Origin of the sequence: Rossellomorea sp. RS05, from assembly GCF_039822645.1 — a bacterium.
GTDB lineage: Bacteria > Bacillota > Bacilli > Bacillales > Bacillaceae_B > Rossellomorea > Rossellomorea marisflavi_B.
Window position 1 is genome coordinate 52,059 of the sequence record NZ_JBDKWY010000002.1, and the last position, 11,862, is coordinate 63,920.

12 protein-coding genes are annotated in these 11,862 nt (G+C 53.0%); 7 read left to right on the plus strand and 5 right to left on the minus strand.

The features are described from left to right. Nucleotides 1–5 precede the first annotated feature (5 nt). The 7 genes from ABJ225_RS07905 to ABJ225_RS07935 all read left to right on the plus strand — a co-directional run bounded on the left by ABJ225_RS07905 (nt 6) and on the right by ABJ225_RS07935 (nt 7,066). Nucleotides 6–1,178: a sugar ABC transporter permease gene (locus ABJ225_RS07905; RefSeq protein ID WP_148796601.1), complete on the plus strand. Its 1,173-nt coding sequence runs from the start codon at nt 6–8 to the stop codon at nt 1,176–1,178. Nucleotides 1,179–1,350: 172 nt separating this feature from the next. Next, nucleotides 1,351–2,328 carry a sugar ABC transporter substrate-binding protein gene (locus ABJ225_RS07910; RefSeq protein WP_347319397.1) on the plus strand — a complete coding sequence of 326 codons (978 nt, stop codon included), beginning with the start codon at nt 1,351–1,353 and terminating at the stop codon, nt 2,326–2,328. Then, nucleotides 2,325–3,785 carry a sensor histidine kinase gene (locus tag ABJ225_RS07915; protein WP_347319399.1) on the plus strand — a complete coding sequence of 487 codons (1,461 nt, stop codon included), beginning with the start codon at nt 2,325–2,327 and terminating at the stop codon, nt 3,783–3,785. Before ABJ225_RS07910 ends, ABJ225_RS07915 begins: the two co-directional genes overlap by 4 nt. After that, entirely contained in the window at nt 3,760–4,818 is a 1,059-nt protein-coding gene (locus ABJ225_RS07920; protein WP_347319401.1) for a response regulator, read from the plus strand. The genes ABJ225_RS07915 and ABJ225_RS07920 overlap by 26 nt, the downstream gene beginning before the upstream one ends. Continuing rightward, nucleotides 4,796–5,278, plus strand: a complete 483-nt coding sequence (locus tag ABJ225_RS07925; RefSeq protein WP_347319403.1) for a helix-turn-helix transcriptional regulator — start codon at nt 4,796–4,798, stop codon at nt 5,276–5,278. Before ABJ225_RS07920 ends, ABJ225_RS07925 begins: the two co-directional genes overlap by 23 nt. A 13-nt stretch (nt 5,279–5,291) precedes the next feature. Beyond that, complete coding sequence (locus ABJ225_RS07930) at nt 5,292–6,335, plus strand: sugar ABC transporter substrate-binding protein (RefSeq protein WP_238283816.1); 1,044 nt, start codon at nt 5,292–5,294, stop codon at nt 6,333–6,335. A 239-nt stretch (nt 6,336–6,574) separates the two neighbouring features. Then, a complete protein-coding gene (locus tag ABJ225_RS07935) occupies nt 6,575–7,066 on the plus strand; it encodes a hypothetical protein (RefSeq protein ID WP_347319405.1) in 492 nt (163 codons plus the stop codon). Between the two features lie 64 nt (nt 7,067–7,130). Here the strand turns inward: ABJ225_RS07935 and ABJ225_RS07940 are convergent, their stop codons facing one another. From ABJ225_RS07940 to ABJ225_RS07960, 5 genes are all read right to left on the minus strand, one after another. After that, complete coding sequence (locus tag ABJ225_RS07940; RefSeq protein WP_347319407.1) at nt 7,131–8,153, minus strand: LLM class flavin-dependent oxidoreductase; 1,023 nt, start codon at nt 8,151–8,153, stop codon at nt 7,131–7,133. A 24-nt stretch (nt 8,154–8,177) separates the two neighbouring features. Further along, nucleotides 8,178–8,417 carry a DUF896 domain-containing protein gene (locus ABJ225_RS07945; RefSeq protein WP_048013691.1) on the minus strand — a complete coding sequence of 80 codons (240 nt, stop codon included), beginning with the start codon at nt 8,415–8,417 and terminating at the stop codon, nt 8,178–8,180. Nucleotides 8,418–8,626: 209 nt separating this feature from the next. Then, nucleotides 8,627–10,570 carry an FtsX-like permease family protein gene (locus ABJ225_RS07950; protein ID WP_347319892.1) on the minus strand — a complete coding sequence of 648 codons (1,944 nt, stop codon included), beginning with the start codon at nt 10,568–10,570 and terminating at the stop codon, nt 8,627–8,629. 149 nt (nt 10,571–10,719) lie between these two features. After that, the gene (locus ABJ225_RS07955; protein ID WP_048013689.1) at nt 10,720–11,292 is read right to left on the minus strand and encodes a DUF2812 domain-containing protein; all 573 of its coding nucleotides are present in this window, start codon (nt 11,290–11,292) and stop codon (nt 10,720–10,722) included. Beyond that, on the minus strand, nt 11,279–11,596 hold the full coding sequence (locus ABJ225_RS07960) for a PadR family transcriptional regulator (protein WP_048013688.1): 318 nt from the start codon (nt 11,594–11,596) through the stop codon (nt 11,279–11,281). The genes ABJ225_RS07955 and ABJ225_RS07960 overlap by 14 nt, the downstream gene beginning before the upstream one ends. Nucleotides 11,597–11,862 lie beyond the last annotated feature (266 nt).

The following is an 11,862-nucleotide window of genomic DNA, read 5'->3' on the forward strand; positions in this document are numbered from 1 at the left end:
TAGAGATGAATATTTTTCAAGAAACAAGGATGCTGATCCGGGATAATATCCGTGACTACGGGATGTACATTGCATTAGCCGTTATCATTCTAACATTCACATTCATGACCGACGGGCTGTTCATGACGTCGAGGAACATTAGTAATCTATTGGATTCCGCCGGATACATCGCGGTCCTTGCCGTGGGGATGACCCTCGTCATCGTCATCCGCCACATCGATCTTTCCGTCGGGTACGCTGCCGGGTTCCTTGGGGCCATTGCAGCGATCCTATTGACACAGGCGGGCTTGTCCCCATGGTTGACCATTCCCATCATCCTCGTACTCGGGGCGGTTGTGGGACTCTTCAACGGACTTCTTGTGGCACAAATCGGCATCCCGTCCTTCGTGGCGACCCTTGCCGGCATGCTGATCTTCCGTGGAGCCCTCCTTCAGGTGACGGAGAAGACCGGGACGATCATCATCCAGGATGACAAATTCAATGCCATCGGGAACGGGTTCATCCCGTCCCTCACACAGGTGAACGGTCTTCACCTCCTCTCCTTACTGGTCGGAGTCGTGGGGATTCTCCTGTACATCTACAGCGAATTTTCCACACGCCGCAACAAGATCAAGTACGAGTTCGAAGTCATTTCAGCGCCGATCTTTGCCCTGAAGCTCGTGTTCGTCTCAGCCATCATCGGCTACGTAACATGGATCCTTGCCGGATACAACGGTTTCTCCTGGACGATGGTCATCATCCTCTTCGTCGTGGTGGTGTATCACTTCCTATCGACGAAAACCGTCCTCGGACGTCACATCTACGCCGTCGGAAGTAATCCGGAAGCGGCTCACCTGAGCGGGATCAACGTCAAGAAAATCACGTATATCGTGTTTGGCTCCATGGGGATGCTAGCCGCCCTATCGGGAATCCTCTTCACCTCCAGGCTCCAATCGGCCACCACGACGGCCGGGACCCTGTTCGAGCTTGATGCCATCGCCGCGGCCTATGTCGGCGGTGTATCCAGTGCCGGTGGAGTAGGGAAAGTGACAGGTGCCATCATTGGTGCCATCGTCATGGCCTCCCTCACAAGCGGCATGAACCTCCTCGGAGTAGGGATCTCCTACCAATACATGATCCGCGGAGGCGTACTTGCAGGCGCCGTCATCTTCGACGTCCTTACCCGTAAAAAACGCTGACGCACCAGGACGGCCCCAAAAGGGTCGTCCTTTTGGGCGTTTGCTGAGTGAAGGGGCGTGACATGACACACAAGTATCGTCCTCGCGCACCTGCAAAAAATAGGAAGCGCAGAGGGCGTTGCCATGCTATGATAGGCGTAGGAGATTTGGCATGTACGGGAGGTGATGGGACGTGAGGAAGATCGGGTTGGTGGTGCTGTGTGTGGGGGTGCTGATGCTGTGTCATCTGACGTTCCTGTCAGCGAAAAAAGTATTTCTGGCCGATGAAGGCCCTTTGCGGGAATCGATGCCTGCTGCCAAGGAGCAGCGCCGACTCGTCCTGATCACCCAGGATACGCAGACGCCGTTCTGGGATCAGGTGGCGACAGGGGCGAAGGAGCAGGCGAAGAAGGAAGGCGTGAGTCTCGAGGTGTGGGGGACGTACGGCAAGAATGAAGAAGAATTTTTGAAGAATATCGAGATCGCGATTCAATCGAAAGTAGACGGCATCCTCATCCAGGGGATGGATACGCCGGAGTTCAAGGAGCTGACGAAGGTGAAAGCCTCCTTCAACGGGATCCCCGTCATCACGGTTGCCAACGACGTCCCCATGAGTGAGAGCCTCCGCCGCACCTACATCGGCTCCGATCCATTCGAAGCTGGCAAGCTCATGGCTGAAGCCCTGGTGAAGGAAATGGGGAATGCAGGCAAGGTCGTCCTCATGGTGGATGCCGAGCGCGAATACAATCAGAATGAGAGAATACGAGGCATCCGCTCCGTCCTTGATAGTCATCCGTCCATCACCATCGTGGAGGGGGAAACAGGAAGCGCCCGCGACCAGATCATCACGGCGACCCGGGAGGTCATGAACCGTGAGCCCGATGTCGATGCGTTCATCTCGGTGAATGCGGGGAATCTCGGGGCCATGATCGAGGAAATAAGTAAGCGCTCTCAAGAAGAAGGGTACCTCATCTACTCCTTCGATGACGGTCCCGAATCCATGACGCTCCTTGCCAAGGGCAAGATCAACGCCGTCGTCGAACAGGAACCCGAACGCATGGGGGAGTGGAGCGTTCAGCTCATGGAGGAATGGCTGAACGGGGAGACGGTACCCCTTGACCCCGCGGGCTACATTACCGACGTGAAGATTGTGAAAGGTGACGACCGATGACCTACATACAGAAAAAGATCCTCACCCTCATCACGGTCGTCATGATCATCATGTCGGCGATCTGGCTTGCCCTGACCTACTACAATTACCGCACACACGAACAATATAATGATATCCTCCAGCGCTACCTCGGCATGAATGAGGTATCACGGAACAGCCAGCAGGTGGTCACGGATCTCAATAACTATATGGTCGAGAGCACCGATGGGAATCTAGCGAAACTGCAGGCAAGCAAAGAAAAGATGAAGGACGGGAAGACCGTCGTGGACGGCCTGCGGAACCGGGACAATGATTTCACCCTATCAAACTATCTGAATCTCATCGACAGTCTCGTTGAGACGACGGATCGCTTCCTCCTTTTCCAGGAAGAGAACGATGCGGAAGCGTCGGCGAGGGAGTTTGCCGAGGCGAACCGGATCTCGGGGTATATTTCCGAAACGACCCTCACTCTGATCGATAAGGAGCTCACGACGTACAATGTGCGCTACCGGGGGATCATGGAGCAGTCCGCCGAAGTGATCAAGCTCGGGATCTGGGTGCTCCTCCTCATCACCTGTCTCTTGCTGATTGCCTCGTACTGGTTCTCCTTAGGCATCACGCGGCCAGTCTTCAAATTGACGAAAGCCGCCAATGAGCTGTCCAGGGGGAACTTCAGCCAGGAGGTGAAGGTGGAGGGGAATGACGAGATCGCCTTCCTCGCAAAAACCTTCGACCGGATGCGGATCAACATCAACAACCTCATCTCGGAGATGAAACAGAAGGCTGCCTTAGAGAGGGAGCTTCAGGAAAGCAAGCTTCTCCTCCAGGAAAGTCAGTTCAGGAGCCTTCAGAGTCAGATCAATCCTCACTTTCTCTTCAATACGCTGAATACATTGTCGAAGAAAGCCTATATGGAAGGGTCCGAGGAGACGAGTGACCTGCTGGTGAGCGTGGCGGGCATCCTGCGCTACAACCTGAAGCGCCAGAACCGCTCCGTCACCCTCGGGGATGAGATTGCTGTGCTCCTTCAGTATATGGATATCCAAAAGGCCCGGTTTGCCGACCGCCTTCAGTTCACCACCGACATCGATCCTTCCTGCCTGGACGCGAAGATCCCGGCCCTCACCCTGCAGCCCATCGTGGAGAATGCCGTCATCCATGCCGTCGAACCGCAGGAAGATGGAGGCAACATCCGCTTCCGGGTGTATGAGGAGGGAGACGGGATCGCGGTTGAAATCAGTGATGACGGAGCGGGCATGCCCCGGGAAAAAATCCGTCAGATCGTCGAGGAAGAAGCACTGCCGGAAGGGCATTCGACGGGCATAGGATTCAGCAACGTCGTGAAGCGCCTGCACCTCTTTTACGGAGTCGAGGATGTGATTGCGATCGAAAGCGAAGAGGGAAAGGGAACGACCATCACACTGCGAATCAAACGGGAAGGAGCGGAGAATCATGATCAAATTGCTCATCGTGGATGATGAACCGATGGAAAGGGAAGGGATGCAGCTCATCCTGGAGAAGCATTTCCCCGACATCGTCATCCAACAGGCGAAAAACGGAAGGGTGGCCGTTGAGATGGCGGCCACATTCACCCCTGATCTCATCCTCATGGACATCAAGATGCCGGGGATGAACGGCCTTGAAGCCATCGAGGCCATCACGGCGGAACAACCTCATATCAAGTTCATCATGGTGACGGCCTATGATACCTTTTCTTATATGAAAGCAGCCATCAAGCTCGGGGCGAAGGATTACATCCTGAAGCCGAGCAAGGCGGCGGAGATCGTGGCGACGATCGGAAAGGTCCTCGGTGAAATCGAGTCGGAGCGTAGTAAGCATGTGGCGAGCCTCGATCAGCAGGAGAAATGGGAGAGGGCACGGATGCTCGTTGAAACCGACGTCGTGACCCAGCTCCTCTTTGACCACGTCCACGATGTGCATGTGGATCTGCTCATGGAGATGTTGGACGTTCCGGCAGAAGGGGATCTGTTCGTCCTGGTCCTCCTCCTTCCGGAAAATGGGGATGCCCATTACTCCGAGATTCGTCAGGCGATCCGCCAGCGCGGCTGGACCGGTGCCTTATACGGCCGGCAGCTTCCCCTCATCGTCTTCAGGGAGCCCGGGACCACGTACCGTTCACAGGCGACGGCTCTTGCACGGGAGCTCCTTTCCCTCGGTTCGGAGCAGGACTGGTTCATCGGGATTGGGACCGTCTGCTCCTCCCTGGATGACGTGAGGCGTTCCTATCAGGAGGCGATGCTCGCCACCGTCGATACACAGGGACGGAAACGGTACCGCTTCTTCGAGGAAATCCCCCTGAAGCCCGAAACCCGGGAGCAGGCTGACCGACCAGAAGGAGCTCATGGAAAACATTCGCTTAGGCCAGTGGGACCGGGTCCAGACTCAGGTGACCAACGCCATCACTACCCTGGAGAAAGAAGGGACGCCAATCATCTATTCCCAGCAGCGGATCCTCCAGGTGCTGTGGATGACGTCCCGTGTTCTCAGTGAGAGCGGAATCGACACGCAGGAGCCTCTCTTTTCCGTGCAGCCGACGGACTACCGCACGCTGCGGAAGGAAGCGGAGCGCCTACTGGATGATATGAAGGAAGGCTACCGGACTCATTTCAGCCATACGGAGGCTGATACGTTCCAACAGATCAAGCAGTACATCCAGGATCACTCCCACGAGGACATGTCACTCGACACCCTGGCCCAGACCGTCCATCTCAGCCCGATTTACATCAGTAAGATGTTCAAGGAGAAGCAGGGAATAAACTACATCGATTTTCTCACGGAATGCCGCATGGACAAGGCGAAGGGGCTCATGAAGGATCCCGAGAAAAGCATCAAGGAAATCAGCTACGAAGTCGGGTATCACGATCCGAATTATTTCAGTAAGGTATTCAAGAAAATGACGAAGCACTCCCCGAAAGAGTACCGGAGGAGCCTGCTCGGACAACATGTGTAAAGGGTGATGGGGCATGGGGAAAGCGATGCGTCACCTGGCGTGGCTCCTCCTCTTCGGGATGATCCTCGCCGGATGCGAAGAGAAAGCACCGGTTGTTCCGGTCCATAAAGAAAAAAAAGAAGCACCAGGCTCCGTGAAGATCGGATTCTCCATGGATACGCTTGAGGAGGAGCGATGGGTGCGGGACCGGGACCTCTTCAAGCAGGCCGTGGAGGACCAGGGAGCGGAAGTGTTGATCACGGAGGCCCGTGGGGATGATGCCCTCCAGGTGCTGCAGGCGGAAACGCTCATCGCAGAAGGAGTCGATGTCCTCGTGATCGTCCCGTATAACGCAGAAGCCGCCGCGGCCATCGTCCAAAAAGCCCATAAAGCTGGCATCCAGGTCGTCTCCTATGACCGCCTCGTCCGGAATGCCGACATCGATCTGTACGTATCTTTCGATAACGAACGTGTCGGGGAGCTTCAGGCCGGTGCCATCACCGAACTTGTGCCGAAGGGCAAATACGTTTATATCGGCGGGGCGGAAACGGACTACAACGCCCACCTCTTGAAGAAAGGCGTCTTTGACGTACTGAAGGAGCCCATCGACCGCGGAGAGATCCAGGTGGTGTACGATGAGTGGACCGACAACTGGCTGCCCGAGAACGCCTATGACAATATGAAAGAGGCCCTCAAAGCGAGTGATGGTGACATCGATGCCGTCATCGCGGCCAACGATGCCACCGCCGGCATGGCAGAGAAGGCGCTGGAGGAAGCGGGACTCGCCGGAAAGATCCCCGTCGCCGGCCAGGACGCCGAGCTCAATGCCGTCCGCCGCATCGTCCAGGGCACCCAGGCCATGACCGTCTACAAGCCGATCAACATCCTAGCAGAAGAAGCGGCAGCCCTCGCCATCTCCATCGCCCGCGGCGAATACATCGACACCGACAAAAAAATCAACAACGGCAAAATCGAAGTCCCATCCGTCCTCCTCCAGCCCACCGCCGTAAACAAAGCCAACCTCGACACCACCATCATCGCCGACCACTTCCACACCCGGGAGGAAGTGTATGAGTGAAGCACGGGGACGGTTCCGGTGCGTCAAAACGGTCAGACGTAAAAACGCTAAGACCAGCGTGAGTAAGAAAGGGAAGGTTCCGATCGGCTGATGCCTGAACGGAACCTTCCCTTTCTTTCAGATGATAGGGTCGTTCATTCTCACATTTCTTTAGCTGAAATGGATAAAAAGATCCTTTTATGGGTAAAGGAATCCATGTTATAGTGGTAAATTTTGTCAATTGTAGGGTGGAACCGCCTATGAAGAAACTATTTTTAGCCTGCTTGGCCACGATGGTTCTAGCCGGATGCAGCGTGGATTATACGTTCTTTACGTATAAAAGCCAAAAAGAATTGATTGCCTTCATCAATGAAGATCTGGTTGAGCTGGGGTCCATGGAGGCGGACGCCAAAAAATCGAAGATCGAAGCATCCAAGGGTCCGAACAAGGATCTTGGTCAAGTGATAGCTGCCATCGGAAATGATGCCATACCGGGGTATGAGGATATTCTTGATGCCATAGAAGGCTGGAGCTATAAAAAATCTGAAATGAAGAAGTTGGTGAAAGAGACACGGGAGGTAGAGGAAGTCTATCTTGAATTCCTTCATAAACGAAAGGACGCATTGGAGGCCACCGATGATGCCTTGATGGAAGAATCCGATGACCTGCTGGCAGACTATAATAAAAAGGTCAATACGCTAAACAAACACATCGAGGAACTGGCGGAGGACTGGGAAGTAGAATTGAAATGACGAATAGGGACGGTTCCGATGCACCGAACAATCGATGGGTGGGAACCGTCCCTATTTTATCGCCTTAACCTGCCGTATATTTCTTAACCGCCGGCATGATGTCGGTAGCGATGAGCTCAATATTCTTCTTGATTTGGTCAAGCGGTATTCCCCCGAGATCGATTTCTCCGAGGAAGCGCTGATGGCCGTAAAGTTCATACTGATAGAGGATCTTCTCGATGATTTGCTGGGGGGAGCCGATCATCAGGGCATCGCGGTGATCCGTGGCTGCGGCGAACTGATCCTGCGGGTAACCGCCACCCTTCAGTTGGATCATGGCGCTGTTAAGGTGAGGATAGAATTCCCTCAGTGCCGTCTGACTGTCCTTGGCTGTATAAAGGAAGCCCGCCGTGGCAAGGGGAAGGGAAGCGGGATCGTGACCAGCCTCTCTGGCTGCGTTCCGGAACCCTTCCACAGCTGGAAGGAAGCCGGTGGAAGGTCCACCGAGTGTAGTGAGCATCATGGGGCCCCCTGCTTTTCCTGCCTTAATGGCACTCTCCGGCGGTCCCCCGACTGCCCGCCAGATCGGCATGGAGCCACGGAGCGGCTGCGGAAGGATCGTGGCCTTGCGGAGTGGTGCCCGGAATCTGCCTTCCCACGTCACATTCTCCTCTCTGTTGAGCTGCATGAGGAGCTCGATTTTCTCTTCAAATAAGTCTTCATAATCCTCTATATCATACCCGAAGAGCTCATACGCACCCGCACGCGATCCCCGGCCGGCAACAATCTCCGCGCGGCCGTTCGAGATCAGGTCGATGGTGGCGAAGTCCTCGTACACGCGAACCGGATCGGATGTACTGAGAACCGTTGCGGAGCTTGCGATCTTGATGTTTTTCGTGGCTTGGGCGATCGCACCGAGGATGACCGTATGGGCTTGGGTCGTGAACAGGCGCTGATGGCTTTCCCCGACGGCAAAAACGTCCAGCCCGGCTTCATCTGCGTAGGCAGCCGTTTCAATTAATTCCCGGATCCGTTGCTGGGCAGAAATATAATCCCCGTTCATGGGATTCCTCAAATGTTCCCCGATTGAATACAATCCGATTTCCATGTCGATTCCTTCTTTCTTCTATGATTAAAACGGAAGTGAATTCCGATACTGAATGGCTTTTTCGATGACAAGGGCTGTAGGGGTGACGTCCTCGCCGTCTTCATTCACGATGGTCAAACTGCTCATGGTGGAGGCGACCTGACCGCGGATTTCCTGCAGGTAATCTGCCCTCAATGCCGCTCTTTCTTCGACTTCTCCTGGAGTCAACCCTCCCTCACGTGCTTTACGGGCCAGTTCATTGATTCGCTGCAAGCTGCTGATCATGTGTTCGTCCTCCTTTTTATCTTATATTCATTTATCTCGAATTCGAGATAAATGTAGTTTACCACCAGAATGTGGGAATGTCAACTGGGCAAAAAAGGACGATTCCCGTAAAAAAGGGAATCGTCCATTATCATCGCTTTGATTAATTTGTTGTATAAGAACCGTCCCTACGCGTCACCCGTTGCTTCAAAAACCGTCCCCATTCGTCATCAAAGGGATTCCCGGATGATGCGGCGGGAGTAGAGGGTGGAGAGGACGCCGAATGCCGAGTAGAGGACGGTGTAGAGTCCCATGACGATCAGGAGTGGCGTCCAGAGTTCGCTACCGAACCAGAACCAGCCGGATTTGACGGCGAAGTAGCTGTGCAGGAGGCCGACGGCGAGCGGGATCCCGAAGTTGAACAGCTGCTTGAAGCGGATGCCTTTCTGCAGGTCATGTCGTGAATAGCCGAGCTTGCGGAGGATCGTGTAGTTCGGACGTTCCTCTTCGCTTTCATCCATCTGTTTGAAGTAAAGGATGCAGCCTGATGTGATGAGGAAGGTGAGTCCGAGGAATCCGACGATGAACACGGAGATCCCCATATTGGCTTTTTGGTACTCGATATAGATCGGACGGGAATCAGACAGGTTTTCTTCTTTTCCGAACAGGCTCACGTACAGATCGTTCGCTTTCTCCAGTTGACGGTCATCCTTGATGTTGACACCCAGATTGGCATTGGATGTACCCTGAAGCCCGGGATCCAGATGTTCCTTCATCGTTTGAAAGACGGTATCGTTCACGATCACCACCGGGAATCCGCCACCTGTGAATTTCCAGGAAATATAGTGATCATCCTTCGTTTTGATCAGATCAAGCGGCTGCTTCGTTTCTTTGTTCTGGAGGACGATTTCCCCTTTCTCCTTCATCGGCATGAAGTTCTTCAGCATATCACTGTACCCCGTCAGGATCGCTTCATCCTCGTTAAGCTTCAACCCGGCATCATCTGCAGAGATGACGGCCATTTGCGCTTTGCTTAGATCCATGGCGATCCCGTCCACTTTACCGGACACAATGCCTTCCAGATCGACCGCCACCTGAAGCACGTCGATGCGGTTTTCGCTGTAATCGATGTGATTGTCCCCAAGGGCTTTCTCGAATTGATTCAACCCGTCCTCCTTCAGGAAGGTAAAATCATCCGGCAGCTGCTTCTTGGCAGACGCCTCGGTTGAATAGTACGAAATGTACGTGAGGGACAGGAGCCCGATGGCCAGTGCTGAGACGGTCGTGATGATCGTCAGGAGCATGGAATTCGTCTTCATGCGGAACATGATGGAGGACAGGGACAAGACTTCCCTCACGTTCAGATATCCTTTTCGTTGCTTGCGGATCACGTTGAACACAAAGCTCACAGACCCTTTATAGAAGAAATACGTCCCGATGATGACCGAGCCCAAGATGAACATCATGGCACCCATCAGTTCGACCGTCGAGGTGAAATACCCGCCGAACAGCTTCGTTGACACAAAGTACCCCGACGATACCAGGCCAAGGCCTAGGATCCCCATCAGGATCTCCCATACAGATTGCTTCTTCACATTCATTTCAGAAGCAGATTTTACTTTGAACAGGCTCAAAATGCTCTGTTTCTTGATGAAGGCGGCATTGATAAGCAGGATCATCAGGAAGATCACAGAGAAAACGATGAGCGTCCGCTCCATGGCGGCCATGGAGAAATGAAGCTTTGCGACAGCCGTGATCCCCACTGCCTTGAAGAGGATCGACGTAATCAGCTTTGAAAAGGCAAATCCCACGCCGATTCCGAGGACGGTGGCCACGGCATAAAGCAGGAAGTTCTCCGCGCTCATTAGGAACACGATTCGCTTTTTCGACATCCCGATCAACTGAAGTAACCCGATTTCCTTGCTGCGTCGTTTAATGAAGATCGCATTCGCATAGATGAGGAAGACGCCGATGATGGCGATCAGCATGAAGGACGCCACCTGGATGGCGGCCCCTCCCTTGATCGACCCGTTCGTCGCATCCATGGACGGATCATACTGCAGGGTGACAAAGGCAAAGAACAGCGACACCCCGAAGGTCAGGGCAAAAATATAAAGATAGTAGTTTTTGAGATTCTTCTTGAGATTCTTTCCGATAAGAGAGTACATGTTCACGATGATTCCTCCTGACTCGTTTTTGGTACTTCCCATTATAGGGAGGAGTCAGGCGGGAATCGTTTCATTCGGCGAACAAAATGGGGGATGGTGTGACATTGTTGTCACATGGGGAAGGAAAGAAAAAAGATGCGGGGACTCACCGCGCATCAAGCTTCCTTGAACAACTCATACTTTTTATACGCTCTGTAATAACTGCCGATGAACAAAATCACCATGATCCCAGGCAATGCTTTCAACAGGGCGAACGGTGTTTCAAAAATGAACGCTTTCCAGAATAGTGAGCCTTCCATGCGCCATAGACCGTCGTGGTAAAGGCTGTAGTCCTGATTGAAAAAATACATGGCCACGATGCAAAACATGGTGATCCCTAACCAAAAGGAATAGCCCATCAACCGCTGATAGTATTTAGCCAGGGACTCGCGGTCGGAGAAAAGCTCATCGTGACCGTCCGCTTCTTTCTGCCAATACCGGATTCCGACTAACTTAGAACCATCGATGTTACTCCAGCCGAAATCTTCATACATGTCCGTATACTCGAGGTGTTTTTCCTTTTTCATCCGGTCACGGTAATCCAATCGAATCACATGCTTTTTGTCCGTTTCCTCGAACGTATAGACACCCAACGAACTGATCTTTGTGCAGCGGAATCCTTTCGCCAGCTGCTCATTCAGCCACTTTTCTTCTCTCTCGATATCAAAAAAGATCTTAACCTTTTTCACCCGATCCACTTCCTTCATATAAGGATAAAATATGCTGCAATCGTTTTTTTTCTACATTTAAAACGGCATTTCCGTCATACGTGATCTGATAGACCTTCCTCCGGCCTTCTTCCCCGACCGGTTCGATCCAGCCGTGCTTATTCAGATTTTCAACGGCGCCGTACAGGGTACCCGCTGCGAGTACGACCGCGCCATCACTCATTTCTTCGATCTTCTGCATGACAGCATAGCCATGCAGGGGCTCGCGCAGTGCGAGCAGGATATAGTGCATCGTTTCTGACAGGGGTAATAATTTATGCTTCATCGTCTCATCCTTTATTCAGTTCGACTATATAGTTCAACTTATTAAAAAGATAATACAGTTCAACTGAATAGTCAATAAGAGTTTTCCATTAAAACTAAAAAAATCCGGTTTCCACTGAGGGAAGTACCGGATGGCAATCGTCATGTGCGCATGTATCAGTCATTAAGGATTCCTGGCTTCCAAACAGAAATTGAACAGGACCAACGTGGCCAGGATTGAAACCAACCCGATGGGTATGAAAATACACTGTCCCCAAGATGGCATAC